Raw genomic sequence first — 26,293 nt, forward strand, 5'->3', positions numbered from 1 at the left:
TCACACAGTTTCCCAGGACCTACCACAGGTGCCACAGATTCGAACCGCTTCAACAGCCGGTGTCGGGCTCCCCGACCGTGAGGTGGTACGGGGCGCGTTCGTCGAGCAGCAGCGGGACGAGGGCGCGCAGGGGTTGGCGAAGCGGGACGTAGGTGCCCTTCGTCCGCACCCCGTGCAGGGCGAGTTCGTCCTTCCACTCCAGGTACTGGGCGTCGGTGAGCCGGTAGCCGCAGGGCGGGTCCTGAAGCACCTCGGCCGGTTCGGGCGGGTCGTTGTCGGCGCCGCCGAGGTGGACGGGGCCGGTGGAGGGTTTGTGGCGGGCCTCGGTGGTGGCCTTCTCGACTTGTCGGCGACGGTCGTGGGCGAAGCCGAACAGGCCCTTCAGAGCGGCCAGTTGGGAGTTCACCCGGCGTCGGTTGTTGGCCGCCTCGTCCGTGTCCCCCAGCGGTTCGACTCTGCTCTCGATGAGCAGGCCGATCGCGTGCTTGACACCCGACATGTTGCGCAGGATGCGCTCCTGGCCGTCACCGGCGACCTGCTTGATCGGGTCGCCGGTGACCGGGTCGGTCCAGATGCCGTACGTGCCGGTCGTGTAGCCGGCGCGCTGGGCGGCGGGGCGTACGTATGCCTGGGACAGGGTCTCGGCCTCGTCGTGGACGGCCCGGTCGGTGTTGAGGTTGCGGGGCCAGAGGTCGAAGAGGTCCTTGTCGTAGTACCGCGGTGTGGCGGAGTACTCGTGCAGGTCGTAGATCACGTCCGGTTGACGGTCGCGGACGACCTTCGCCATGGCGCGTGCCTCGGCGGTGGCGAGGGCGAGGTGGTCGCGGTTGATGTCGACGCCGTCACTGTTGCCACGGGTGTCGGCGGCCCGGCCGTCCGGGTTGGCGGTGGGCACGACCAGCACGGTGGTGCGGTCGAGGAAGCGCCGGGTGCCGGCGTCCTTCGCGTACGCCAGGTCGCGGACCTGGGTAAGACAGCCCTCGCGCCCGGAGGGCTCGTCGCCGTGCTGGCTGCACACGAGGAGGACCTTGGTGGGGGCGTGGCGTGCGCCGACCTGGACGAGGTGGAGGGGGCGGCCCTGTTTCGTCGTACCGATCCGGCTGAGGGAGACCCGGCTGCTCGTTCGGTCGACCTCGGTGAGGAAGTCCCGCTCCTCGGACTCGCTCGTCCAGCGGGCGCCGTTCGACTGTTCGAAGCCGGTGCGGGGCGGGGCCTCGGTGGCTTCGGCCGGAATCGCGACCAGGGAGGCGACCAGGGCCGCCGTGCTCACGGTGACGGTTCGGATCGTCATCCTCCCTCCGGAACACGGTGGGCGGTACGCGGGGCCCGGACTCCGTCAAGGGCCACTGCCGTCTCCGGTACGGCGGTCTCGGCGCCCTTCGTGGCGTGGGCGAAGGCGGCGGCGCCGCCGACCAGCGGGACGCGGGCCGAGGTGCGGGACAGGTCGATCGTGAGGGTGGGCTTGGTGGACGGCGGGTCGATGAGGTCCTTGTCGGTGCCCGCGACGATCAGGGCGAGGCGGTGGCCCGCCGGGACGACGTGGTCCGTGGCGCCGAGGTCCAGGGTGATCGTGTATGCCTTGCCCGGGGTGAGCGGGACGCCCTTTCCGGGGTCGGCGTAATTGCCGAGGTCGGCCCAGCCGCGGCTGACGACCGTGTAGTCGACGGCGGTGGTCTTCGCCTGCGTCTGCTTGAAGCAGGCGCTGTCACCGGTCGTGCTCGCACCCCAGCAGGTGCGGTCGGTGAGAGTGGTGATGCCCTCGCCGCCGGCCGCGTAGTCGCGGATGGTGTCGGGGCCGAGGTCCACCAGTACGGCGGAGAGGTGGGCCGTGGTGGTGGTCGGGCTCGCCGTCACGGTGACCTTGGAGGAGCCGGACAGGCGGAGGTCCTTGGTGAGGGTTCCGGTGGTGAAGCCCGCCTTGTCGGGGGTCGACGTGTCGATCCGGGCGGCCCAGTCGGTCTCGCTCAGCGCGGGATCGTCGGTGAAGGTCTCGGCGCCCTTGGCCTTGGTCAGGCCGAGGGTGCCGACGCCGGGCTGGGAACCCTTGGCGGGGCGCAGGGTCGTGGTGGCCGTGCCGCGCGGGGGCCAGGTCTTCGAGGTGACCCACTGGTCGGGGTGGCGTTCGATGTCGGCCATGGGTTCGCGGTCGATGCCGTTGTCGTAGCCGAGGAGTTCGTGGTCGAACCAGCGGTGCAGGGTGTCGACCCATTCCGCGCGGCGGAAGTCGAAGGGGTCGACGTGGCCGGTCTGGGACAGCCAGATCTTGCGCTCGACGCCGTTCTTCGCGAGGGCGTCCCACCACGGACCGAGGTGCTGGAGGCGGACGTTGAGGTCCTGCATGCCGTGGATCGCGAAGACGCTGGCCTTGACCTTGCGGGCGTCCTTCACATAGTCGCGCTCGGTCCACAGCGGGGTCCGGTCGCCGGTGCGGGGCGCCTGGTCGACGAGCTTCTGCTGGACGGCGGCGCACTTGGCGCGGGCGTCGGGGCTGTCGACGTAGTCGGAGAGCCAGTCGGGGCCGGAGTCGTAGAGCGGGGCGCCCTTGGAGAAGTAGTAGTCGTACCAGGTGGAGATGGCACTTATCGGGACGATGGTCTTCAGTCCCTCGACCCCGGTGGCGGCGACACCGTTGGCGATGGTGCCGTCCCAGCTCTTGCCGATCATGCCGGTTCTGCCGTTGGTCCAGGTGGCCTTGGCCTTCGCGGTGCCCGTGCGGCTCGTGTAGGCGGTGGCCCGGCCGTTCAGCCAGTCGACCACCGCCTTGGCGGACTGGATGTCGGAGCGGCCGCCGACGTCCACACAGCCGTCGGAACGGTTGGTGCCGGCGAGGTCGACCCCGACGAAGGCGTAGCCGCGGGGCACGAAGTAGTTGTCGTAGAACAGCGGCATCTGGATGACGTTGCCCTGGGCGTCGTACGTCTTCAGCTGGCTCTCGTTGCCGCGTCCGCAGCAGGAGTAGTAGGGGCTGGCGTCCATGATGACCGGGACCTTGCGGCCCTGCTGGGCGGGTTCGCGGGGCCTGACGATGTCGACGGCGACGCGGTCGGTCTTTCCGTCACCGTCGCCGTCGAGCCGGGTGTCCACCCAGACGGCCTCGCGGACGGCGTTGCCGTACGAGTAGATCGGTTGGCTCTCTCGCGGGGCCGTCCGCTCCTGTGCCTGTGCGGTCGCGGGGGCGAGGAAGGTCGCCAGCAGGGCGGCGGTGGCCGCGGCCGCTGTCGCGAGCGGTCTCCAGATCATGAAGCGCGTGCGTATCGACATGCGCGGACGGTACAGCGGTCAACTCCCGTGCAAAAGAGGGCCCCTTGAGACCATGACGGCCGAATGGCGATCGTGTGACACGGGTGTCCATGGACACATCCAGCTCACAGGTGGTGAATAGGCTGCGAACAGACTTCGTGCCCCTACGACTTGGAGCTTTCGTGCACCGCAGACTCATCGCACCGGGCGCACTCGCGACGGCCTCCCTGATGCTGGCGATCCCGGCCTCGGCAGCGGGCTTCTCCCCCGGCGCACCGGGTATCGGCGACCCCTACTACCCGGCCTACGGCAACGGCGGATACGACGTCTCCCACTACGACCTGCGGCTGAAGTACCAGCCGGCGACGGACGAGCTGGAGGGAACGGCGACTCTTCTCGCGCGCACCACACAGGATCTGTCCCGCTTCGATCTGGACTTTCTGCTCGACGTGAGCGAGGTGCGGGTCAACGGCGCCAAGGCGTCGTTCACGACCTCCGGCGAGCACGAACTGGAGATCACGCCGAAGTCGCCCCTGGCCAAGGGCACTTCCGTGACCGTGGTCGTCCGCTACAGCGGGGTGCCGTCCTCCAAGCAGGCGTACGGCTTCACCAGCTGGCACCGCACTCCCGACGGCGGGGTCGGGGCGAACGAGCCCGAGGCTGCCTGGTGGTGGTTCCCGAGCAACGACCACCCGCTCGACAAGGCCACCTACGACGTGTCGGTCCTGGTGCCGGACGGCAGCCAGGCCATCTCCAACGGAACGCTCCAGTCGACGAGTTCACGCCTCGGCTGGACGCGCTACACCTGGCGCTCCGACAAGCCGCAGGCCACCTATCTCGCGACCCTGGCCGTCGGGAAGTTCGACATCACGACCGGGACGACCGACGGCGGCATTCCGGTCGTCAACGCCTACAGCAAGGACCTCGGGGCCAACTACGGCGCGGCCCGGGCCAGTGTCGAGCGGACCGGGGAAATCGCCGACTGGCTGAGCAGGTACTTCGGGCCGTATCCCTTCAACGCGCTCGGCGGATATGTGCCGAACACCACCACCGGGTACGCGCTGGAGACGCAGACCCGGCCGTTCTACAGCCCGCGGCAGTTCGCGAACGGGTCCAACACCTCCGTGGTCGTGCACGAGTTGGCCCACCAGTGGTACGGCGACCTCGTGTCCGTGCGCGGATGGAAGGACATCTGGGTCAACGAGGGATTCGCGCGGTACGCGCAGTGGCTGTGGTCCGAGCACGAGGGCGAGGGGACGGCGCAGGAACTCGCCGACTACGTGTACGCCTCGCATCCGGCCGACGACGCGTTCTGGACGGTGAAGCCGGGTGATCCCGGGCCGGAGAACCAGTTCGACATCGCCGTCTACGACCGGGGTGCGCTGGCCCTGCAGGCGCTGCGGAACGAGATCGGCGACGAGGCCTTCTTCGCCGTGCTGAAGGGCTGGCCGCAGAAGTACGCGTACGGCAACGCGTCCGTCGCCGACTTCCAGAGGTACGCCGAGGAGGTGTCCGGGCAGCCGCTGGCAGCGCTGTTCGACACGTGGCTGTTCCAGCCGTCCAAGCCGGGGACGCCGGCGGCGCGGGACGCGTCGATCGCGAAGTCCGCGCAGGCCGCGGACGCCTCTGCACAGCCGAAGTCGTGGAAGAAGATCGCGGCGACGAACGACGTGCACGGGCACGGCGAGTAGGGCCTGGGTTTCCGGCGAGCCGCGAGGAGGGCCGGTCAGAGCAGGACCAGGAGTATCAGCGTGCCGATCCCACGCGGGCGAGGAGTGCCTCCCTGGTGATCGCCTCCGTCTCCGTGGACGGCACGGTGCAGGCGTAGGCGCCGGCCACCGCGCCGTACAGGGCGCACCGGTGCGGGGGCTCGCCGGTCAGGCGGCCGAAGAGGAAGGCGGCGGCGAAGGCGTCCCCGGCGCCGTTGGAGTCGATCACGGGGGTGGATGGTGCGACCGGCGGGATGTGGGTCAGCTCGTCGTCGGTGAGGAGGTACGCGCCCTCGGCGCCCGCGGTGGCGACGACCACGTCGGCACGGCCTCGCGCGGCGATGTCGCGCAGGGTGTGCTCGGGGTCGGTGAGGGCGGCCGCGGACAGGAAGACCACGTCGGCGGCGAGGGCGAACGGCTCGTGGTACGGGTTCTCGCCGTCCCAGTCGTGGAGGTCGGTGGAGAGGGTGGCCCCGGACTCCCGGAGGAGGGGGAGGGCGTGGGAGCAGGGGTGGGTGATCGAGACGTGGACATGGCGGCTCGCCTCGGTGAGGGGCCTCAGGGTGTCCGGCGGGAGGCGGTCGTCGGGGTGGGCGCGGCTGGTGTCGTACAGGGACAGGCGTCTGCCGTCGGGGCCGACGAGGTTGACGGCCCGCTTGGTCCCGGCGGGCTGGGGTACGACGGTGAGCGCGATGCCACGGTCGCGGTGCAGGGCGCGGACGAGGTCGCCCTCGGGGTCGTCGCCGAGGAAGTCGAGGTGATGGGTGTTCAGTCCGAGGGCGCCGAGGCCCACGGCGACGAAGTCCCCGGTCTGTCCTGCGCGGGTGCGGATGCCGGAGTCGATCATGTAACTGTCGGCGTAGGGCAGGGGCAGCGCGGGGACGTACACGATGGTGTCCACCCCGGCCCCGCCGAGCACGAGCACGTCGATGTCCCGGCTCACGTCAGTTCTCCCCGTGGTCGTGGACGGTGACGGCGACACCCCGCTTCACCAGCCGCTCATTGATCAGCGGCTCCACGCGGGACCATTTTCCGCCGGCCAGTCCGCACCCTATCCGTGGCATGTGCACGGACGCGTTGAGTTCCAGAGCCTTGTCGGCCAGGCCACCCAGAGCCGCGTCGATCGCCTCGTATCGGACCGGGACGCCCTTGCTGCCGGTCCGTATCCCCCGCTGTCCGACCATGTTGGCCACCCATACATACGGCTCGACCTGCACGAACTGCACGGCGCCCAGCCCGAAGTCGTTCGACGCGCGCCCCCGGTGCCAGGCACGGTACGCGGCCTCCGGCTCGGGCCACCTGCGCGACACCGCGACGACGAAGCCCTTGCCCCAGCCCCCGATGTCGTTGCAGACGTGCGCGATCAGCTTGGTGCCCTTCACCGACGGAGCAGTCGCGTCGCCTCGGATGTACTTGATCTCCCCCATGACGCCACCGTAGAGGGCGCCACTGACAAGGGCGCCTCGTCAGTCCGTGAGGTCGGTCAGCTCGCGGTCCGCCGTCCGTTCGACCCTGTGGCGGATGCCGAACCAGCCGCCCACCAGGAGTGCCGCGACCACCGGGATCAGCAGGAGCGTCCTGCGGCCGACCTCGGGGTCGTTCCACATCATGCCCAGACAGGCCAGGAGGAAGGCGACCGTGGTGATCTCCGTGGCCGGACTGAAGGGCAGGCGGAAGGAGGGGCGGGTGACCAGGCCCGCCCGGGCGCGGCGGACGAAGACCAGGTGGCAGATCATGATGATCACCCAGGTGCTGATGACGCCGAGGGAGGCGACGTTCAGCACGATCTCGAAGGCCTGGCTCGGCATGAGGTAATTCAGGCCGACGCCGAGGACGCAGACCGCGCAGGTGAGCAGGATGCCGCCGTAGGGGACCTGGCTGCGGTTCATGCGGGCCGTGAACTTCGGGGCAGAGCCTGCCGTCGCCATGGAGCGCAGGATGCGGCCTGTTGAGTACAGGCCGGAGTTCAGCGAGGACATCGCCGCAGTCAGGACCACCAGGTTCATCACGTCACCGGCCGCCGGGAGCCCGATCTTCGACAGGACCGTGACGAAGGGGCTCTCGTCGGCCGAGTAGACCGAACCCGGCAGGAGCAGGGCCAGGAGGACGACCGAGCCGACGTAGAACAGGCCCACCCGCCACATGATCGAGTTCACCGCGCGCGGGACGACCTTCTCCGGTTCCGCCGTCTCCCCCGCCGCGACCCCGACCAGTTCCAGTGCGGCGTACGCGAAGATCACGCCCTGCATGACGAGGACGACCGGCATCGCGCCGTGCGGGAGGACTCCGCCGTTGTCGGTGATCACACTCGGGCCGGGTGTCCCGCCGTCCACCTCGTGCTGGGTGGCCAGCAGGAAGATGCCGATCAGCATGAAGCCGACGAGCGTGGCGACCTTGATGATCGCGAACCAGAACTCCATCTCGCCGAAGATCTTCACCGAGATCAGGTTCACGGCGAGGACCACGGCCAGCGCGATCAGGGCCAGCGTCCACTGGGGGATGTCGGTGAACAGGCTCCAGTAGTGCGTGTAGAGCGCGATCGCGGTGATGTCGGCGATGCCGGTCGTCGACCAGTTCAGGAAGTACATCCAGCCCGCGACGTAGGCCCCCTTCTCGCCGAGGAACTCGCGCGCGTACGACACGAAGGAGCCCGAGGAGGGCCGGTAGAGGACCAGTTCGCCCAGGGCACGGACGACGAAGAAGGCGAAGACGCCGCAGACCAGGTAGGCCAGCGCCAGCGCCGGGCCCGCGGTGTGGAGGCGTCCTCCGGCGCCCAGGAAGAGGCCGGTGCCGATCGCCCCTCCGATGGCGATCATGTTGACGTGCCGGGCCTTGAGGTCCTTGCTGTAGCCGGCGTCGCCCGCGTCGGCGGGCACCCGGGCCACGTCGGTGCGGGAGGCGGCCTGTGCCGAGTGCACGGCGTCCTTGCTCACAGGTGGTTCCACTCTCTGGTGCGCCCCGGCGGGACTCGCTCGGGTCTCCGGACGTACGTCGGCCCGTACCTCTTCGGTGAAGGGCACAGGCCGAGGGCTCGCCTTCCCGGGAAGCCGACCCGCACACGGTGGCGGACGTCACAGAGGCAGACGTCTCGGAGATTGTCGGGACAGGTGGCACAGCAACAGGTGTCACAGCAATGGTGAGACAGCGATACTGCTCCACATGACCACCGACACCTCAACCGATGCCGAGGAGCCGACCCTCACCGTCGACGAGCTGGCCGCGCGGGCGGGGGTCACGGTCCGCACGGTCCGTTTCTACGGCACGCGAGGGCTGCTGCCGCCGCCGGTGATCGGTCCGCGCCGGGTCGGTCACTACGGCGGCGAGCACCTCGCCCGCCTGGCGCTGATCGAGGAACTCCAGCACCAGGGCATGACCCTGGCGGCGATCGAACGCTACATGCAGCAGTTGCCGGCCGGCCTGAGCCCCCATGACCTCGCGATCCACCGGGCCGTGGTGGCCTCCTGGGCCCCGGACGTCGTGGAGCTGGTGACGCGCGAGGAGCTCCGGCGGCGGGCGGGACGTGCGCTGAGCGACGACGACCTGGAACGGCTCGCCGCGATGGACGTCGTACGGCGGGACGGCGACGGCTACCGCGTGGACCTGGGCCTGCTCCGGCTCGGTGTCGGACTGCTCGACGTCCCGCTGTCGCTGGAGGCGATCCTGGCCTCGCGCAAGGTGCTCATCGAGCACTCCCGGGCCGCCGCGCACGAGTTGTCGCAGCTGTTCCGGGGCGAGGTGGCCCAACGCGACGCGCAGGACGTGAAGTCACTGTCCGCGCACATGGAACCCCTGGTCGTGCAGGCCCTGTTGACGACCTTTCAGCGGTCCCTGAAGGAGGAGCTGCGGGAGTGGACGTCAGAGGTAGGCCGAACCCCCTGACACGTTGAGGGTCTGCCCGGTCAGGAAGCCACTGCCCTCGTCGACGACGTACAGCAGGGTCGAGACCAGGTCGGCCGGCTCCTGTGTCCGTTCGACGGCCTGCCGCGAGCGGACGAACTCGAAGCCGCCGTCCGCGCCGACCGTCCGTTCGGCCGTGGCGGTGCGGACCATGCTGGGCGCGATGGCGTTGACCGTGACACCGTAGGGGGCGACGGCCGCGGCGAGGGAGCGGGTGAAACCGATCAGGCCCATCTTCGAGGCGACGTACGGGACCATCGTGGGCGGGGCGGTGAGGACGGCCGCCGAGACGATGTTGACGACACGGCCCCACCCGGCCGCCTTCAGATGGGGCAGCGCGGCCCGCGTCACCAGGAAGGGCGCCTCCAGGTTGACCCGCATGACCCGGCGCCAGTCCTCAGGTGTCGTCTCCTCGAAGGGCTTTGCCGGGTAGACGCCCGCGTTGTTCACCACCACGTGCAGGGTGCCGAACCGTTCGATGATCCGCTCCAGTCCCTCCTCCACGGCGACCGGGTCGCTGACGTCCCCGACCAACTCGACGTAGTCCAGGATCTGTTCGGCGGTCTCCGGCTGCGGCTCCAGATCGAACCCCGCGACCCGGTAACCGCGCCCGGCGAGCGCGACGGCGAACTCCCGTCCGAGGCCCTGTGCCGCGCCGGTCACCAGGGCGGTACGCGTCTCCATGCGCCGAGTGTGGTGACCCGTGAGCCGCGCGGCAAGGGCTCATTCCACTCGCTGGAACGCCGCTGTTGCCGCCCGGGGCCGTGGGATCGACGCTGCGGGGCGATGCCAGCAGCTGCCTGTTACGGGAGCCGTGCCCGATGACCGAGACCGAGCGTGCCGTGGACGATGCCGAGCGCGCCCGCGAACAGACCGGCGGGCTGCGCCGGTTCCGCCCGCTGCCGCGCCGGCTGGTGCGGGACGAACTCGGAGTGCTGCTGGTGCTGGGGCTGTTGATCGCCGGCATCGGCGTCCCGTACCCGGACTTCCTCGACACGGACAACCTGCTGTCCACGGCTCACAACTCGGTGTACATCTCGCTGATGGCGTGCGGGATGGTCTTCGCGCTGGCCATGCGCGAGGTCGATCTGTCGGTGGGCGGAAGTTACGCGATGTGCCTGGTCGTCGGGGCGTTGCTGGTGCGGGACGGGACGGCGCCCTGGCTGGCGGTGCCGGTGATGCTGCTCACCGGCATCGCCGCCGGCGTGTTCAACGCACTGGTCACGACGGTCCTGGCGCTGCCGTCGTTCATCGTGACGCTGGGCACGCTGTTGCTCTTCCGGGGTGTCGGACTCGCGCTGGCCGAGGGCAAGCAGATCACCGATCTGCCGCTGGACGACTCGTTCTTCACCTTCGCGGGCGGGGATCCGGGCGGCGTGCCGTTCGCCCTGTGGGTGCTGCTCGTGGGGGTCGTCGTACTGGCCGTGGTGCTCACCCGCACCCGTTTCGGGGCGCGGGTGCGGGCGATCGGCTCCAATCCGGACGCGGCCGAGTTCAGCGGCATCCCGGTGGTCCGCACCCGTATCCAGGCTCTCGCCCTGTCGGGGCTGACCACGGCGTGCGCCGCAGCGCTCGCCCTCGCCTTCTACGGGGCCGGCGACCCGACCCTGGGCCAGGGGTACGAGCTCCAGGCCATCGCCGCCTGCATCATCGGCGGTACCCCGCTGGCCGGCGGCCGGGGCTCGGTGGTGGGCGCGGTGGCCGGGGCGATGATCCTGTCGGTCGTCGCCGCCGGGCTCGTGTTCTTCGAAGTCCCGATCAACTGGACGTCGTTCGCGACCGGCGGGGTCATCCTCGTCGCGGTCGCGGCCGACAGCGCGTTGCGGCGGACCGGACGCCGTCGCAAGTGAGCCGAGCCTTGGAGGCCGTCATGCATCCCCGATTCCGTACGGTGTACACGGCGCTCGGCGCGCTGCTCCTGCTCGGCGCCACCGGCTGCGGGAGTGGCGGACAAGGCAAGGGCGGCGAGCTGAACATGGGCATCGCGGTCGCCAACATCTCCCTCAACTTCGCCCATGAGATGGTGCTGGGCGCGGAGAGCGCCGCGAGCCATGCCGGGGGCGTCGACTTCAAGGCCGTGGGGCCGCCCAACACGGACGGGCCCGCCGAGGTGCAGCTCTTCCAGAACCTCACCACCCGGGCCAGGGACGGCATCGTCCTGGAGAACCTCGATCCGCCGATCTTCACCCGGCCCGCCGCCCGGGCGGTCGACCAGGGAATCCCGATCGTCGCCCTGGACACCTCCCCCACCGACGGCAGCAAGGTCGGCTTCTACGTCGGCAACGACAACTACGCGCTGGGCGAGTTGATGGCGAAGGAGGCGCTGAAGCGGCTCGGCGACGACCCGAAGGGCGAGGTCGCCATCGGGGTGCCCAACCCGGGTACGCCGGTGCTGGACAACCGGGCGAAGGGGATGGCCGACACGTTCAGGAAGGAGGCGCCGAACGTGAAGATCGTCGGCCCCTTCCAGACGTACAGCGACCCCGGGCAGAACTACAGCAGTTGGTCGGCGCAGGTCAACGCGCACCCGAAGGCGCTCGCGTTCCTCGGCGTGGGTGACGCCGACAGCTACAACCTCGCCAAGATCAAGAAGACGGCGAAGGGCACATGGCTGTCGGCCGGCTTCGACGTCGACCCGAAGACCCTCGACGCGGTCAAGGGCGGCTCGAACTTCGTCACCATCGACCCGCAGCACTTCCTCAAGGGCTATCTGTCGACCGCGATGCTGATCGAGGCCGTGCGCGACAAGGACGGCAAACTGCCCGAGGGCTGGTTCCTCTCTCCCGGCGGGGTCGTCGACTCCTCCAACGTGGACGAGGTCATCGCCCGGCAGAAGTCCGCGAAGGCGGCCTACGACTGGTACAAGCCGACGATCGACAAGCTCCTCGGCGACCAGGAGTCCCGGATGAAACCCTTGAAGGACGCGCGCTGAGATGACCCACGGCGACACCCTGGTGGCACAGGGGCTGGTCAAGTCCTATGGCGGAGTAAGGGCGTTGGACGGGGCGGGCATCCGGCTGCGCGGCGGCGAGGTGCACGCGCTGGTCGGTGAGAACGGGGCGGGCAAGTCGACGCTCGTACGGATCCTGGCGGGAGCGCTCGCCCCGGACGAGGGGGCGGTGCGGCTGGCCAAGGACACCCGGATCGCCACGGTGTCACAGGAGTTGAGCCTCTTTCCGGACCTGACGGTGCGGGAGAACCTCTTCCCGCACCGCCCGCCGCTTCGTCTGGGCCTGCTCGACCGGGGCGCCATGGACCGGGCCGCACGACCGGTCCTCGAAGAGCTCGGCCTGGACGTCGACCTCGGCACCGAGCTGGGCGAACTACCCCTCGCCGACCAACAGTTGACGGAGATCGCCCGGGCTCTGCTGCGCCGGCCGCGTCTGCTGATCCTGGACGAGCCGACCTCGGCACTCCCGGCCGCCGCCGTCGAGCGCCTCGAACGGGTGCTGCGCACGCTCACCGGGCGGGGCATCGCCGTCCTGTACGTCACCCACTTCCTGGAGGAGGTCATGCGCACCGCGCAGCGCGTGACCGTACTGCGGGACGGGCGGGTCGCGTCGGCCGGAGTGCGGCGGACGGAGGTGACCGTGCCGGAGCTGGTCACCGCGATGCTGGGCGGACGGCCGGAGCAGTCCGCGCGGCGGACGCGGACCGTGGCCGATGTGCCGCCGCCGGTGGTGCTGTCCGGGGTGAACGTGCCGGGGCGGCTCACGGACGTGACCTTCACCGTGCGGGCGGGCGAGGTGGTCGGGGTCGCGGGGCTGCAAGGGGCGGGCCATCTCGACGCGTTGGAGGTGGTGTGCGGGCGCGCGGAGGTCTCGGCGGGCCGGGTGGACGTCGGCGGGCGCGGACAGCCGCACTCGCTGCGGGCGGCGGTCCGTGCGGGCGTGGCCTTCGTGCCGAGCGACCGGAAACGGTACGGGCTGATGGTGGATCGCACGGTGTGGGAGAACACAACGGCGGTCAGCTGGCTGGCGCTGGGCCGGGGCGGGTTCATGCCGTCACGGTCCGAACTCGTGCGGCGGACAGCGAACCTGACCGAGCGTCTGCGCTTGCGGGGCGGGCCGTACGACATGGTGGCGCGGCTGTCCGGCGGCAACCAGCAGAAGGTCGTCTTCGCCAAGTGGCTGGCGACAGAGCCGAAGATCGTGGTGCTGGACGATCCGACGCGTGGTGTCGACGTCGGCGTACGGGCAGAAATGCATCGGATCGTGGGCGAGTTGGCGACGAGCGGGGCGGCCGTACTGCTGGCGTCGACGGATCTCGCGGAGCTGACGGAGGTGTGCGACCGGGTGCTGGTGTTCGTACGGGGGCGGGTGGTCGGCGAGGTGCACGGGGCGCGGTTGACGGAGCATGCGCTGGCGGTGGCGATGCAGCAGGGCGCCACCCCCTCGATCTGACCTCTTTCAGGCCGACAGAGTGCGGGTCAGTGCCCGGGCCGCCGCGCACACCCTTGCCCCGATACGGTCCATATCGAGCCGCCGTGTGCCGCCGGTGACGGAGATCGCGGCCACCGGGCGGGAGCCCGGGCCCTGGCTGTAGACGGGGGCCGCGACCGCGGAGACTCCGACCTCGGCCTCCTCCAGGTTGACCCCGTAGCCGCGGGCCCGGGTGCGGGCGAGGTCGCGGGCGAGCTGTCCGGGCAGGACCAGGGTGCGCGGGGTCAGGCGGGGCAGCGCGCGGCCCGGTGGGCGGGGGTCGAGGGCGAGGAAGACCTTGCCGGTGGCAGTGCAGTGGGCGGGCAGCCGACCGCCGGTGCGGGAGACGATCGGGGTGGCGCGGCGGCCGGTGACCTTCTCCAGGAACAGGGTGTCGGTGCCGTCCGGGACGGCCAGGTGCACGTTCTCGTGGGTCACCTCGTGCAGGTCGCCCAGGTACGGCAGGGCGGCGTCCCGCAGTTCGCGTACGGACGGCGCCGACTGGCCCAGTACGAACAGCGCGAGCCCGATGCGGTAACTGCCCTCCGGGGTCCGCTCGACCAGTCCGAGCCTGACCAACTCGCCGATCAGACGATGCGCGGTGGGCTTCGGCAGGCCGGTGCGCAGGGCCAGTTCGGCGAGGGAGAGCGCGGTCTCGGACTCGCCGCAGACTCTCAGCAGCGCAGCCCCGCGGGCGAGCACCGACTTCGGCAGCGGACCGTCCGTCATGGACCGATGATCGGCCCGTGCGGGCCGGGTGACAAGATGCGGGTTCTTGTGAGTCCGCTATTCCCGGAGCGGTACGTCGACGAGCAGCGGCCCGGTGAGGTCGCTCGCGCCGGCCACCAGTTCCCGCAAGTGGTCGGCGCTCTCGGCGCGAACCGCCTCGACGCCGAAGAAGCGGGCGGCCTGGGTGAAGTCCAGCGGGCCCAGTTCGGTGCCGGGGCAGGTGCCTTCGACTCCCATCGCCTTGTAGGTGTCCTGGAGGGTGCGGTAGACGCCGTTGTTCATCACCACGAACAGGACGGGGGTGTTCTGGCGGGCCGCGCTCCACAGGCCCTGTAGGCCGAAGAGGGTGCAGCCGTCGCCCAGGACGGCGACGACGGGGCGGTCCGGCTCGGCGAGGGACCGGCCCACGGCGGCGCCGATGCCCCATCCGAGGCCGCCGCCGACGGTGTGGGTGTAGCTGCCGGGGCGTTCCAGTCGTACGTGCCGGCGGAGCAGGAGGCCGACGGTGATGGCCTCCTCGACGACCACGGCGTCCCGCGGGAGACCGCTCGCCACGGCGTGGGCGGCGGCCCAAGGTGCCAGTGGGGCCGGGGAGTAGGCGGCACGGGCCGCGGACTCTGCGCGCTCGCGTTCGGTGGCGTGGTGTTCGCCGGCGCGGAGGATGCGAGCCTTCGCGGTGTGTTCGGGCACGCGGTCGCGGAGCAGGTCAGCCAAGCGGTGCAGGGAGGGCGCGAGGGCGCCGACGAGGCCCGTCTCGGCGGGGAAGTTGCGGCCGATCTCGTCCGGGTCGGAGTCGAGTTGGAGGACGGTCAGACCGGGAGGCAGGGCGGGGCCCGGGGTGTAGTGGTGGGGGGTGAAGGCGTGGGCGCCGGCGATCAGGACGGTGTCGTACGGCGCGAGGGCGGCACGGACCGCGTCGTGGCGGGGCGGCAGCATGCCTGCGTACAGGGGGTGCGTGGTGGGGAAGTCGAGGGCGTCCGCCATGGGCTGGTGGTGGACCACGGCCCCGCAGGTCTCCGCCGTGCGGACGAGTGCGCCCAGCGCGTCCTCGCGGGCCACACCGTCGCCGGCGACGATCGCCGGGCGGGCGGCTGATCCCAGGAGTACGGCGGCTCGCTCGATGCCGGGGGCCGGGCCGAGCGGGGGTGCGGGGGTGCGGGGAGGGACCTCCAGTTCCGTGTCCTCCTGGAGGAGGTCCATGGGGATGGATAGGAAGACCGGGCCGGCGGGCGGGCGTTGGGCCAGGGCGAAGGCTCGGCGCAGCGCCAGGGGGAGGTCTCGGGCGTGCTGGATGTCGTACGTCGCCTTCACGGCGGATGCCGCGAGGCCGATCAGGTCCCCGGAGAGCATGGGGTCCTGCTGGAGGTGGCGGCGGTCCTGTTGGCCTGCTGTGACGACCAGGGGGGTGCGGGAGCGGCGGGCGTTGAGGAGGCCGATGAGACCGTTGGCGAGGCCTGCGGCGATGTGGAGACTGACGAAGGCAGGGCGGCGGGTGGCCCTGGCGTAACCGTCCGCCATGGCCACGACCGAGCCTTCGTGGACGCCGAGGACGTATGCGGGAGCATCTTCTGCTTGTGCGAGTGCTGCCAGGAAGGGGAGTTCCGTGGTGCCCGGGTTGCCGAAGATGCGGTCCACGCCCTCGTCTCGGAGGATGTCCAGAACGGCGAGGGCGGGGCGCTGACCCATGGGGGGCTCCTCGTGGGGGCGGGGACCGTGGCGGGTACGCGGATCAGCGTCGGGGAGTCGGGGGGTGAGGGGCAAGGGGGGCGTGTCGCTCAGCGGTATGGCTCGCCTTGGAGCGGTTGCGCTACAGGGATTCGACGCCGGGCAAGCCGTGATGGCCTGCCCGGCGTTCAGAGCGTCCGGGTCACGGTCACGCGTCCCCGAACCGCTCCCCCCTCTCCGCCTTCTCCACCAGCAGTGCCGGCGGTGTGAATCGCTCCCCGTATCGGTCCGCCAGTTCACGTGCGCGGGCCACGAAGCCCGGCAGACCGCCCTCGTAGCCGTTGATGTACTGCAGGACTCCGCCCGTCCAGCCGGGGAAGCCGATGCCGAAGATGGAGCCGATGTTGGCGTCGGCGACCGAGGTCAGCACTCCCTCCTCCAGGAGTTTGACCGTGTCCAGGGCCTCGGAGAAGAGCATGCGTTCCTGCATGTCCTTGAACGGCACCGTCCCGAAGGGGCTCTCCGAACCCGCGCGCGTGAAGTGTTCCCGCAGGCCCGGCCACAGGGAGGTGCGCCTGCCGTCGTCGCCGTAGTCGTAGAAGCCGCCGCCCCCGCTGCGACCCGTGCGGCCGAACTCGTCGACCATGCGGTCGATGACCGCCTCCGCGGGGTGGGGTGTCCAGGTTCCGCCCGACTCCTCCACCGCCTGCTTCGTCTCCTTGCGGATCTTGCGCGGGAGCGTGAGCGTCAACTCGTCCATCAGCGACAGGACCTTCGCCGGATAACCCGCCTGCGCCGCCGCCTGCTCGATCGACGCGGGCTCGATGCCCTCGCCGACCATGGCCACACCCTCGTTGAGGAAGTGGCCGATGACGCGGGAGGTGAAGAAGCCCCGGGAGTCGTTCACGACGATCGGCGTCTTCTTGATCTGCCGGACCAGGTCGAAGGCCCGGGCCAGCGCCTCCTCGCCCGTCCTCTCCCCCTTGATGATCTCGACCAGCGGCATCTTGTCGACCGGGGAGAAGAAGTGCAGGCCGATGAAGTCCGTCTGGCGCTCCACCCCCTCGGCCAGCGCGGTGATCGGCAGGGTCGAGGTGTTGGAGCAGAGCAGCGCGTCCGGCTCGACGATGTGCTCGATCTCCTGGAAGACCTTGTGCTTCAGCGCCGAGTCCTCGAAGACGGCCTCGATGACCGCGTCGCAGCCCGCCAGGTCCTGGGGGTCCGCCGTCGCAGTGATGCGGGCCAGGAGCGCGTCCGCCTTCTCCTGGGTCGTCCGGCCGCGGGAGACCGCCTTCGCGCAGAGCTTCTCCGAGTAGGCCTTGCCCTTGGCCGCCGCCTGCGGGGACACGTCCTTCAGGACCACGTCGATGCCCGCGCGGGCGCACGAGTACGCGATGCCCGCGCCCATCATCCCGGCGCCGAGTACGGCCACCTTGCGGACCTGCCGGGGGGCCACGCCCTTGGGGCGGTTCGCGCCGGAGTTCACCGCCTGGAGGTCGAAGAAGAACGCCTGGATCATGTTCTTGGACGTCTGGCCGGCGGCCAGCTCGACGAAGTAGCGCGCCTCGATGACCTGTGCCGTCTCGAAGTCGACCTGGGCGCCTTCCACCGCTGCCGCGAGGATGTTGCGCGGGGCCGGGTAGGGCGCGCCGTTGGTCTGCTTGCGGAGGGTCGCCGGGAAGGCGGGGAGGTTCGCCGCGAACTTGGGGTTGGCGGGCGTGCCGCCGGGGATGCGGTAGCCCGGCTTGTCCCAGGGCTGCTGCGACTCGGGGTTGGCGTCGATGAAGGCGCGCGCCTTGGCCAGGAGTTCGTCCTGTGTGGTGGCCACGTCGTCGACCAGGCCGTTCTGCAGGGCGCGCTGCGGGGCGTACTGCGTGCCCTGGAGCAGAACCTTCAGGAGGGCGTCGGCAATGCCCAGGAGACGGACCGTACGGACGACTCCGCCGCCTCCGGGGAGCAGGCCGAGGGTGACCTCGGGACAGCCGATCTTGGAGCCGGGTGCATCGAGGGCGATGCGGTGGTGGCAGGCGAGGGCGATCTCGTAACCGCCGCCCAGGGCCGCGCCGTTGATCGCGGCGACGACCGGCTTGCCCAGGGTCTCGATGCGGCGCAGGTCGCGCTTGATCGCGAGGCCGCCGTCGAAGAGTTCCTGCGCGGTTTCGGGCGTGACCCGGATGAGGTCGCGCAGGTCGCCGCCCGCGAAGAAGGTCTTCTTGGCGGAGGTGATGATGACACCGCGGACGGTGTCCTTCTCGGCCTCCAGACGGTCGGTGATCACCGCGAGGGAGTCGCGGAACGCCTGGTTCATGGTGTTCGCGGACTGGTCGGGGTCGTCGATGACGAGGGTGACGACGCCGGTGCGGTCCTGTTCCCAGCGGATGGTCGTGGACTGAGTGCTCATGTGGAAGTGCTCCGTGTGATCCGTCGTGTCCGTGGGAGGGGGTCAGATGCGCTCGACGATGGTGGCGATGCCCATGCCGCCGCCCACACAGAGCGTGGCGAGGCCGTACCGCTTGTCCTGGCGCTCCAGTTCGTCGATCAGGCTGCCCAGGATCATGGCGCCGGTGGCACCGAGCGGGTGGCCGAGCGCGATCGCGCCGCCGTTGACGTTGACCTTGTCCAGTGACAGGCCCATGTCCCGCACGAAGCGCAGGACGACCGCCGCGAAGGCCTCGTTGATCTCGACGAGGTCGATGTCGTCGATGGTCAGCCCGGCCTTGGCGAGTGCCTTGCGGGTGGCGGGCGCGGGGCCGGTGAGCATGATGGTGGGTTCGGATCCGGAGACCGCCGCGGACACGATCCGCGCGCGCGGGGTGAGGCCGTAGCGCTCGCCGACCTCCTGGGAGCCGATCGCGACCAGCGAGGCGCCGTCCACGATGCCGGAGGAGTTGCCCGCGTGGTGGACGTGGTCGATCTTCTCGACCCAGTGGTACTTCTGCAGGGCCACGGCGTCGAAGCCGCCGAGGTCGCCGATGTCCGCGAAGGACGGCTTGAGCTTGCCGAGGGAGTCGGCGGTCGTGCCCGGTCGCAGGTGCTCGTCGCGGTCGAGGACGGTCAGGCCCGCGCGGTCCTTCACCGGGACGACGGACCGGTCGAAGCGGCCCTCTTTCCAGGCCGTGGCCGCGCGCTCCTGCGAGAGGGCCGCGTACTCGTCGACGTCACGGCGGGAGAATCCCTCGATCGTGGCGATCAGGTCGGCGCCGATGCCCTGCGGCACGAAGTTGACGGCCAGGTTGGTCATCGGGTCGTTGAACCAGGCGCCGCCGTCCGAGGCCATCGGCACCCGGGACATCGACTCGACGCCGCCCGCGAGGACCAGGTCCTCCCAGCCCGAACGCACCTTGGCGGCCGCCATGTTGACGGCCTCCAGGCCCGAGGCGCAGAAGCGGTTCTCCTGTACGCCCGCGACCGTGTCCGGCAGCCCCGCGGCGACGGCGGCGATCCGGGCGATGTCGGAGCCCTGGTCGCCGACCGGGCCGACGACGCCGAGCACGATGTCGTCGACCGCGGCCGGGTCCAGGTCCGGGAAGCGGGCGCGGATCTCGTGGATGAGTCCGACGACCAGGTCGATGGGCTTGGTGCCGTGCAGGGCGCCGTTCGCCTTGCCGCGGCCGCGCGGGGTGCGGATCGCGTCGTACACGTACGCTTCGGTGCTCACGGGGAAGCCTTTCGGGAGAGTCAGCTCAGGAGGGAACGGCCGATGATCTCTTTCATGATCTCGGTCGTGCCGCCGTAGATGGTCTGGATACGGCCGTCGGTGAAGGCCTTGGCGACCGGGTACTCGCTCATGTAGCCGTACCCGCCGTGCAGTTGGAGACAGCGGTCGGCGACCCGCTTCTGGAGCTCGGTCGCCCACCACTTGGCCATGGAGGCGTGGACGGCGTCCAGTGCCCCGTCGGAGTGGTCCTCGACGCAACGGTCGACGAACGTCCGCGTGACCGCGCACTCCGTGGCCATCTCGGCTATCTCGAACCGGATGTGCTGCTTGGTGGCGAGTGGCCGGCCGAAGGCCTCGCGCTCCTTGACGTACTCGGTGGTGATCTCCAGGAGGTGTTCGGCGGCGGCGATCGCGGAGACGGCGATGCTCAGCCGCTCCTGCGCGAGGTTGGTCATCAGGTGCCCGAAGGCGCCGTTGCGTTCGCCTAGGAGGTTCTCCTTCGGCACGCGCACGTCGTGAAAGAACAACTCGGCCGTGTCCTGGGCCTTCTGGCCGATCTTGTCGAGATTGCGGCCGCGCTCGAAACCCTCCATGCCGCGCTCGACGACCAGCAACGACAGTCCGCGGGCACCGCCCTCGGGCGTCGTCCTGGCGACCACGATCACCAGGTCGGCGATGATCCCGTTGGAGATGAACGTCTTGGAGCCGTTCAGCAGCCAGTGGTCGCCCCGGTCCTGCGCGTGCGTGCGGATGCCCTGGAGGTCGGAGCCCGCGCCGGGCTCGGTCATGGCGATGGCGGTGACGAGCGAACCGTCACAGAAGCCGGGCAGCCAGCGGCGCTTCTGCTCCTCGGTGGCGAGGGCGGTGAGGTACGGGCCGATGACGTCGTTGTGCAGCCCCAGGGCGAGGCCGGGAGCACCCGCGCGCGTGAACTCCTCGGCCAGGACGGTGGCGTAGCGGAAGTCGGTCGTGCCGCCGCCCCCGAACTCCTCGGGCACGGCGAGCCCGAGCAGGCCCTGCTTGCCGGCCGCCCGCCAGGCCTCGCGCGAGACGATGCCGTCCTTCTCCCACTGCTCGTAGTGCGGCAGCACCTCCCTGGCCAGGAAGGCGCGCACGGTCTCGCGGAACGCGTCGTGCTCGGGGGCGAAGAGCTGCCGCTTCATTCGGGGCCTTTCATTCGGGGCCTTTCAGAAGATCCGGTACGTCCCAGTCGCGTGCCACGTCCGCGGTGTCGGCGCCGGCCGTGGCGGGCCCCGTGCGGACGGCCGTGGGGGTTGCCGAGAAACGGGGCGCGGGCACGGGCTGGGTGATGCCGCCGTGGTCGGTGAAGGTGCCGCGGGCGGCGAGGTGCGGGTGGTGCGGGGCCTCGCGCAGCGACAGGACGGGCGCCACGCACGCGTCGGTGCCCTCGAAGACGGCCGTCCACTCGTCTCTCGTACGGGTCTTGAAGCGGGCGGTGACCGCCTCGCGCAGTTCGCCCCAGCGGGTCCAGTCCTTGCGTGCGTCCTCGAAGTCCGGCAGGCCGAGCAGGTCCAGGAACAGGTCGTAGAACTGCGGTTCCAGCGCGCCCACCGCCATGTACTTGCCGTCGGCCGTCTCATAGGTGCCGTAGTACGGGCAGCCGCCGTCCAGGAGGTTGGCGCCGCGCCGGTCCTGCCAGCCGCCGGCGGCGGTCATGGCGTGGATCATCGCGGCGAGGTGGGAGGTCCCGTCGACGATGGCGGCGTCGACGACCTGACCGGTGCCGGTCGCGCGGGCGTGGTGCAGGGCGGCGAGGACGCCGACGACGAGGTACAGGGAGCCGCCCGCGTAGTCGCCGAGGAGGTTGGCGGGGACGGCGGGGGGCCGGCCCGGTTCGCCGATCATGCCGAGGGTGCCGGTGAGCGCGATGTACGCGATGTCGTGCCCGGCGCGCTGGGCGAGCGGCCCTTCCTGGCCCCAGCCGGTCATCCGGCCGTAGACGAGGGCCGGGTTGCGCGCCTGGCAGTCTTCGGGGCCGACGCCGAGGCGCTCGGCGACTCCGGGACGGTTGCCCTCGATCAGGATGTCGGCGCGGGCGGCGAGGTCGAGCACGCGCGCGGGGCCGTCCGGGGCCTTGAGGTCGACGACCACCGAGCGTTTGTTGCGGTTGGTGATGTCGTAGGCGGGGTTGATCGACAGGGAGACGCCACCCGGGCGGGACACGTGGACGACGTCGGCCCCCAGGTCGGCGAGGAGCATGGCGGCGAACGGGCCGGGCCCGATACCGGCCAGCTCGACCACGCGTACGCCGGCGAGCGGGCCGGGCCCGGGCGTCGTTGCCGTTGTCATCCAGCCCCCATTGGCGTGACACAACTGATGTAACACCAGCGATGCTATGAACGCGTTCCAGTGGACACAAGACCTGAGCGAGCAAGCGCTTAGCCAATTATGGGCCCGGTCATCGGGCGTCGAGCTCCGCTATCAGCCGTTTCGGCGCGATCGCGCGGTAGCTCTCCTCGATCCAGTCGCACAGCAGGTCGGTCGCCGGGGAGCCCTTCTCCGCGAGCGGGACGCGCACCCAGCCGGCCTTGCCCAGGCCGTACCCGGCGGGCTCGGCGCCCGGGGAGGTCAGCGCGTGGGCGTGGGCCTCCGCGTCCTTGAGCTTCACCGTGACGCCCATCGGGTAGCTGCCGTCGCTCACACCCAGGAAGACGAAGACCTTCTTGTTGACCTTGGCGACGGTCTCGCCCCAGGGGAACTCCTCCGCGGCACCCGGCAGCCCCAGCGCGAACTCGCGCACTTTGTCCCACGTCTTCAGGGCGTTCCTGGGCACGGCCACCGTCCCACCTCCGGCCTCGTCGTCGGGCTCCATACTCTTCACGCTAGCCTCGGCCACCGACAACGGCGCGCGGCGGGATCCAGGAGTGTCATGAGCAGGCTGAAAAGGGCGGACCGTCCCTACGACATCGTGCTCTTCGGAGCGACCAGCTTCGCGGGAGCGCTCACCACGGAGTACCTCGCCGCACACGGCCCGGACGATCTGCGCTGGGCGATCGCCGGCCGCAGCGAGGACAAGCTCCGGGCGCTGCGCGAGAAGCTGCCGGAGGGCACGGACGTCGGCGTGCTCACGGCCGACGTCTCGGACCCGGAGTCGCTGCGCGCCCTCGCCGGGCACGCGCGCGTGGTCGCCACCACGGTCGGCCCCTATCTGACGTACGGCGAGGAGCTCGTCGCCGCCTGCGCGGACGCGGGTACGGACTATCTCGACCTCTCGGGCGAGCCGGAGTTCGTGGACCTGATGTACGTCAGGCACGACGCACGCGCGCGCGAGACCGGCGCACGGCTGGTGCACGCGTGCGGGTTCGACTCGATCCCGCACGACCTGGGGGCGTACTTCACGGTCCGGCAGCTGCCGGAGGGCGTGCCGCTGACCGTCGACGGTTTCGTGACCGCCGACGCCACCTTCTCCGGCGGAACGTTCGCCTCGGCGTTGAACCAGTTCGCGCGCGGCCGGCAGATGATCGCCGCCGCCCGGGACCGCGGACGGCACGAACCGCGCCTGGTGGGCCGACGGGCCACCGCACCGACCGGCACCCCGCGGTACGCCCAGGAGATCGGCGCCTGGGCCCTGCCCCTGCCGACCATCGACGCGCAGATCGTGCGCCGCTCCGCGAAGGCTCTTGAGCGCTACGGGCCCGACTTCCGCTACCGCCACTACGCGGCGGTACGGCGGCTGCCCATGGCGGTGGGCGGGGTCGCGGCCATGGGCGCGCTGTTCGCGGCGGCGCAGGTGCCACCCGCGCGGCGCTGGCTGTCCGACCGGGTCAAGCCGGGTGACGGGCCGAGTCCCGAGAAACGGGCGAAGAGCTGGTTCACCGTGCGCTTCGTCGGCGAGGGCGGTGGGCGCCGGGTGTTCACCGAGGTCGCGGGCGGCGATCCCGGATACGACGAGACGGCGAAGATGTTCGCCGAGTCGGCGCTGTCCCTGGCCTTCGACGACCTGCCGGAGACCGCCGGTCAGGTCACGACGGCGGTGGCGATGGGGGACGCGCTGATCGAGCGGCTGCGACGGGCCGGAATCACCTTCCGGGTGGCGTCGAGCCGGTGAGCCCGCGTCAGAAGGACCAGCCCGCCACCGTGTAGATCATCCCCGCGATCCAGCCGAGTCCCGCGAGCACACCGAGGACCAGCGCGGCGGTCACCGCGCGCTCGACGGGCCGGTTGGGGTCGGCGAGGGGCTTGGGAGAACGGTGGGTCATGCGGTGCGTCGTCATGCGGGACAGCCTGCCGATCGCACCGGGGTGCGCACATCCGTACAGGTACTCAGACGACGTACTCAGTCCCCCCTGGCTCCGTCCCCTCCTGGAGCGCGGTCAGGCGGTCGCCTCCCGCAGCGCCTTCCGGCACAGCGCGTCCGCCCTGCGGGTCGTCTCCGGGAGCCGATACGCGGGCGTGAGGGCGAGGGTGTGGGCGCAGGCGTTGTCGAGGCTCACGCGGTGGCCGACCGAGACGAAGACCGGCTTCACGGCCTCGCGGGTCCGCAGGGCCCGGCCCACCTCCTCCGCGTCCGCGAGCAGCGGTGCCCACGCGCCGCGCCGGGCGCCGGGATCGTCGTAGGTGAAGGCGAACGGGTTCTTGGCGACGCCGATCGTCGGCAGGCCGGTGAGCACGCCCAGGTGGCTCGCGAGGCCGAAGCGGCGGGGATGGGCGAGGCCGTACCCGTCGCAGACGACCAGGCCGGGCGGACCCGGCAGGGCGCCGAGGGCGGCGAGGACCGTGGGGATCTCACGGAAGGCGAGCAGGCCGGGGACGTACGGGAAGGAGATCCGCCCGACGGCCGTGGCCTCGGCGACGACGTCCAGGGTCGCCGCGTCCAGCACGACGGCCGCTGCGGCGACGACGTCCCGTTCGTCGTCGTAGGCCACGTCGACCCCGGTGACATGGCCGGTGCCGGGCGGCGGACCGGGCTCGTCGAGGACCGTCCTCGCCCTCAACTCGTCCTGGACCGCGCGGGCCTGCTCCTCGGTCGCGGGCCAGCCCGCGGGAATGTCTACGGTCGTCATGGTGGGACGAGGGTACGGCGAGGCGCGTACCCTCGCGATCATGTTCGTACTGGAGCTGACCTACACCGCCCCGCTCGATGCCGTGGACGCCGTGCTGCCGGCGCATGTCGCCTGGCTGGAAGAGCAGTACGAGCGAGGCGTCTTCCTGGCGTCCGGACGCAAGAACCCCCGCGACGGCGGAGTGATCATCGCCGTCGCGGAGGACCGCGCGCGGATCCAGGAGACCGTCGCGGGTGACCCGTTCGTCGCGGCCGGGGTGTGCGCGTACCGCGTCACCGAGTTCGCCGCGACGAAGACGGCCCCCGCGCTGGAGGAGTACCGCGAGACCCTGGACTGAGGGTCAGCTCTTGCCGCCCAGGGCACGCTGGAGCTGGCTCTTGTTCATGTCCGAACGGCCCTTGACGCCCTTGCGTTTGGCTTCCTCGTAGAGCTGGTCGTAGGTCGGGCCCTGGGAGCCCTTGCCGGACCGCTGGCCGCCCCGCTTGCCCGAGGACATGTCCTGGGTCGAGGTGCGGCTGGCGGTCTTGGACTCGCCGGACCGGGCGCGTTCCTTGTTGACCGTCCGGGCCGCGATCTCCTTGGCCCGTCCGGTGCTCTCGCCCCGGTCCTGGGCGCTCTCCTTGATGTGCTCGTACTGACGCTCGCGCTTGGAGCTCGAACCGGCTGGCATAGGGGATCACTCCTTTCGCCGTCGGCGACCGGGTACCCACATTCCGCCCCTCAGCCCTCCAGACGTGCCACCCGCCCCTTCTCCCCGGCCGCCCAGCAGCCGCCGTCGACCGTGCAGTCCACGGTGTCGTACGAGCCGGTGTCGACGGTCCGCCAGGTCCGGCCGCCGTCCCGGGTGAGGTCGGTGCCGGTGGGGCCGACCGCGAGAGCGGCGGTGCGGCTGTGCGGGAGCCAGGCCACTCCGGAGCGGTAGCCGTTCACCGGGACTGCGGCGGGCCGCCAGGCGGCGCCCCCGTCGCCGGTTCGGGCGGCGGCCTGCGGAGAGCTCTGGTCGGGGCGGTAGTCGCCGCCGACCGCGAGCCCGTGCGCGCGGTCGCGGAAGGCGAGCGCGAAGACCCCCTTGGCCGGGTCGCCCGCCGGGATCGGCGTGTCGGAGGCCGTCCAGGTCAGCCCCCGGTCGGCGGAGTGCAGTACACGCGCGCGTGCCGCCCCGCCGGTGGCCAGCCAGACGTCCCGCGGCCCGGAACTGACCAGGCACTGCCCGCTCGCCGCGAAGCCTGCCTCGCCGTCGAGCGCGGCCGGCATCCCGGTGTTCGGCAGCACCTTCCAGGAACGGCCGCCGTCGGAGGTCGACAGGATGCGGAACTTCCCGTCCACCGGGTCGCTCATGGCGAGGCCGTGGCGGCGGTCGAAGAAGGTGAGGCAGTCGTAGAAGGCCTTGGCGTCGGTGTTGCGGAAGGACTCGGTCCAGGTCGCGCCGCCGTCGTCGGTGCGGTACACGCGGGACGCCTCGCCCTCTCCGATGGCCAGGACCACCGCCCGGCGCGCGTCGAAGGACTCGATGTCGCGGAACTGGAGTTCGGCGGTGCCGGGCGGCGAGACGTTTCGCCAGCTCGCGCCACCGTCCGTGGTGCGCAGCACGGTGCCCTGGGTACCGGCCAGCCAGGCGGTGTCCCGGCTGACGGCCGACAGCCCGCGGAACCGCACCTCGGGGTTGCCGCTGTCCTTGAGCTCCCAGTGCGGAGTGCGGCCGTCGGGACCGTGCGCCTCGGCCGGTACGGCGGTCAGGGCGGCCAGCGCCGCCGCACAGGCCACCCCCACGGCGATGGTCCGGCTCGTCAGGCCCGTACGTCTCTTGCCTCGCATGTTCCCCAAGCGCCTCATGGCGGGCGAAGCTAGTCCACGCTCCCGGCGGCGTCCAGATGCCCTCGGCCGCCCGCCCGGTGATGCGGAGGTTGCCACAAGTGCCTCTCGGGGCACGGGAAGAGGACTGAATCACAC

The 26,293-nt window shown here is 70.9% G+C and carries 24 protein-coding genes; 7 read left to right on the forward strand and 17 right to left on the reverse strand.

Features of this window, described 5'->3' with window-relative positions; genetic code table 11:
- Positions 1-49: 49 nt before the first annotated feature.
- Together RNB18_RS24705 and RNB18_RS24710 are read right to left on the reverse strand one after the other, a co-directional pair.
- The gene (locus RNB18_RS24705; RefSeq protein WP_311716290.1) at positions 50-1,291 is read right to left on the reverse strand and encodes a M14 family metallopeptidase; all 1,242 of its coding nucleotides are present in this window, start codon (positions 1,289-1,291) and stop codon (positions 50-52) included.
- Entirely contained in the window at positions 1,288-3,261 is a 1,974-nt protein-coding gene (locus RNB18_RS24710; protein ID WP_311716291.1) for a Xaa-Pro dipeptidyl-peptidase, read from the reverse strand. The genes RNB18_RS24705 and RNB18_RS24710 overlap by 4 nt, the downstream gene beginning before the upstream one ends.
- Before the next feature lie 161 nt (positions 3,262-3,422).
- On the opposite strand from RNB18_RS24710, the gene RNB18_RS24715 reads away from it, so the two are divergent.
- The gene (locus RNB18_RS24715) at positions 3,423-4,931 is read left to right on the forward strand and encodes a M1 family metallopeptidase (protein ID WP_311716292.1); all 1,509 of its coding nucleotides are present in this window, start codon (positions 3,423-3,425) and stop codon (positions 4,929-4,931) included.
- 55 nt (positions 4,932-4,986) lie between these two features.
- On the opposite strand, the gene RNB18_RS24720 is transcribed toward RNB18_RS24715, so the two are convergent.
- Genes RNB18_RS24720 through RNB18_RS24730 form a run of 3 tightly spaced genes read right to left on the reverse strand, consistent with a single transcriptional unit; the run spans position 4,987 to position 7,882 of the window.
- On the reverse strand, positions 4,987-5,892 hold the full coding sequence (locus RNB18_RS24720) for a PfkB family carbohydrate kinase (RefSeq protein WP_311716293.1): 906 nt from the start codon (positions 5,890-5,892) through the stop codon (positions 4,987-4,989).
- 1 nt (position 5,893) lies between these two features.
- On the reverse strand, positions 5,894-6,376 hold the full coding sequence (locus RNB18_RS24725; protein ID WP_311716294.1) for a macro domain-containing protein: 483 nt from the start codon (positions 6,374-6,376) through the stop codon (positions 5,894-5,896).
- Between the two features lie 39 nt (positions 6,377-6,415).
- On the reverse strand, positions 6,416-7,882 hold the full coding sequence (locus tag RNB18_RS24730; protein ID WP_311716295.1) for an amino acid permease: 1,467 nt from the start codon (positions 7,880-7,882) through the stop codon (positions 6,416-6,418).
- 226 nt (positions 7,883-8,108) lie between these two features.
- Between RNB18_RS24730 and RNB18_RS24735 the strand changes: the two genes are divergently transcribed.
- The gene (locus RNB18_RS24735) at positions 8,109-8,828 is read left to right on the forward strand and encodes a MerR family transcriptional regulator (RefSeq protein WP_311716296.1); all 720 of its coding nucleotides are present in this window, start codon (positions 8,109-8,111) and stop codon (positions 8,826-8,828) included.
- Here the strand turns inward: RNB18_RS24735 and RNB18_RS24740 are convergent.
- Complete coding sequence (locus RNB18_RS24740) at positions 8,805-9,530, reverse strand: SDR family NAD(P)-dependent oxidoreductase (protein WP_311716297.1); 726 nt, start codon at positions 9,528-9,530, stop codon at positions 8,805-8,807. The two genes, RNB18_RS24735 and RNB18_RS24740, sit on opposite strands and share 24 nt — an antisense overlap.
- A 137-nt stretch (positions 9,531-9,667) precedes the next feature.
- On the opposite strand from RNB18_RS24740, the gene RNB18_RS24745 reads away from it, so the two are divergent.
- Genes RNB18_RS24745 through RNB18_RS24755 form a run of 3 tightly spaced genes read left to right on the forward strand, consistent with a single transcriptional unit; the run spans position 9,668 to position 13,249 of the window.
- The gene (locus RNB18_RS24745; RefSeq protein WP_311716298.1) at positions 9,668-10,696 is read left to right on the forward strand and encodes an ABC transporter permease; all 1,029 of its coding nucleotides are present in this window, start codon (positions 9,668-9,670) and stop codon (positions 10,694-10,696) included.
- Between the two features lie 20 nt (positions 10,697-10,716).
- Positions 10,717-11,778, forward strand: coding sequence for a sugar ABC transporter substrate-binding protein (locus RNB18_RS24750; RefSeq protein ID WP_311716299.1), 1,062 nt, complete (start codon positions 10,717-10,719; stop codon positions 11,776-11,778).
- Position 11,779: 1 nt separating this feature from the next.
- Positions 11,780-13,249, forward strand: a complete 1,470-nt coding sequence (locus RNB18_RS24755) for a sugar ABC transporter ATP-binding protein (protein WP_311716300.1) — start codon at positions 11,780-11,782, stop codon at positions 13,247-13,249.
- Positions 13,250-13,255: 6 nt separating this feature from the next.
- Here the strand turns inward: RNB18_RS24755 and RNB18_RS24760 are convergent, their stop codons facing one another.
- From RNB18_RS24760 to RNB18_RS24790, 7 genes are all read right to left on the reverse strand, one after another.
- Positions 13,256-13,996: an IclR family transcriptional regulator gene (locus RNB18_RS24760; RefSeq protein ID WP_311716301.1), complete on the reverse strand. Its 741-nt coding sequence runs from the start codon at positions 13,994-13,996 to the stop codon at positions 13,256-13,258.
- A gap of 57 nt (positions 13,997-14,053) precedes the next feature.
- Positions 14,054-15,682: a thiamine pyrophosphate-binding protein gene (locus RNB18_RS24765; protein ID WP_311716302.1), complete on the reverse strand. Its 1,629-nt coding sequence runs from the start codon at positions 15,680-15,682 to the stop codon at positions 14,054-14,056.
- 187 nt (positions 15,683-15,869) lie between these two features.
- Positions 15,870-18,062: a 3-hydroxyacyl-CoA dehydrogenase NAD-binding domain-containing protein gene (locus RNB18_RS24770; protein WP_311716303.1), complete on the reverse strand. Its 2,193-nt coding sequence runs from the start codon at positions 18,060-18,062 to the stop codon at positions 15,870-15,872.
- Between the two features lie 42 nt (positions 18,063-18,104).
- Positions 18,105-19,319 (reverse strand): acetyl-CoA C-acetyltransferase, encoded by a 1,215-nt coding sequence (locus RNB18_RS24775; RefSeq protein WP_311716304.1) that lies wholly within the window; start codon positions 19,317-19,319, stop codon positions 18,105-18,107.
- Between the two features lie 20 nt (positions 19,320-19,339).
- Positions 19,340-20,482: an acyl-CoA dehydrogenase family protein gene (locus RNB18_RS24780; protein ID WP_311716305.1), complete on the reverse strand. Its 1,143-nt coding sequence runs from the start codon at positions 20,480-20,482 to the stop codon at positions 19,340-19,342.
- A gap of 10 nt (positions 20,483-20,492) precedes the next feature.
- Positions 20,493-21,629 (reverse strand): CaiB/BaiF CoA transferase family protein, encoded by a 1,137-nt coding sequence (locus RNB18_RS24785; RefSeq protein ID WP_311716306.1) that lies wholly within the window; start codon positions 21,627-21,629, stop codon positions 20,493-20,495.
- A gap of 109 nt (positions 21,630-21,738) precedes the next feature.
- Positions 21,739-22,152 (reverse strand): MmcQ/YjbR family DNA-binding protein, encoded by a 414-nt coding sequence (locus tag RNB18_RS24790; protein ID WP_311716307.1) that lies wholly within the window; start codon positions 22,150-22,152, stop codon positions 21,739-21,741.
- Positions 22,153-22,209: 57 nt separating this feature from the next.
- Between RNB18_RS24790 and RNB18_RS24795 the strand changes: the two genes are divergently transcribed.
- Positions 22,210-23,388, forward strand: coding sequence for a saccharopine dehydrogenase family protein (locus RNB18_RS24795; protein WP_311716308.1), 1,179 nt, complete (start codon positions 22,210-22,212; stop codon positions 23,386-23,388).
- A 7-nt stretch (positions 23,389-23,395) separates the two neighbouring features.
- Here the strand turns inward: RNB18_RS24795 and mmpA are convergent, their stop codons facing one another.
- Together mmpA and RNB18_RS24805 are read right to left on the reverse strand one after the other, a co-directional pair.
- Positions 23,396-23,554, reverse strand: a complete 159-nt coding sequence (mmpA, locus tag RNB18_RS24800) for a morphogenic membrane protein MmpA (protein WP_086723806.1) — start codon at positions 23,552-23,554, stop codon at positions 23,396-23,398.
- A gap of 99 nt (positions 23,555-23,653) precedes the next feature.
- On the reverse strand, positions 23,654-24,343 hold the full coding sequence (locus RNB18_RS24805) for an endonuclease V (RefSeq protein ID WP_311716309.1): 690 nt from the start codon (positions 24,341-24,343) through the stop codon (positions 23,654-23,656).
- Between the two features lie 40 nt (positions 24,344-24,383).
- Between RNB18_RS24805 and RNB18_RS24810 the strand changes: the two genes are divergently transcribed.
- Positions 24,384-24,680, forward strand: a complete 297-nt coding sequence (locus tag RNB18_RS24810; RefSeq protein WP_311716310.1) for a YciI family protein — start codon at positions 24,384-24,386, stop codon at positions 24,678-24,680.
- A 3-nt stretch (positions 24,681-24,683) separates the two neighbouring features.
- Here RNB18_RS24810 and RNB18_RS24815 read toward each other — a convergent pair whose 3' ends face one another.
- Together RNB18_RS24815 and RNB18_RS24820 are read right to left on the reverse strand one after the other, a co-directional pair.
- A complete protein-coding gene (locus RNB18_RS24815) occupies positions 24,684-25,013 on the reverse strand; it encodes a hypothetical protein (RefSeq protein ID WP_057610165.1) in 330 nt (109 codons plus the stop codon).
- A 50-nt stretch (positions 25,014-25,063) separates the two neighbouring features.
- Entirely contained in the window at positions 25,064-26,158 is a 1,095-nt protein-coding gene (locus RNB18_RS24820) for a WD40/YVTN/BNR-like repeat-containing protein (protein WP_311716311.1), read from the reverse strand.
- Between the last annotated feature and the right edge of the window lie 135 nt (positions 26,159-26,293).

The sequence above is a fragment of the Streptomyces doebereineriae genome (genome assembly GCF_031845645.1).
Classification (GTDB): Bacteria; Actinomycetota; Actinomycetes; order Streptomycetales; family Streptomycetaceae; genus Streptomyces; species Streptomyces canus.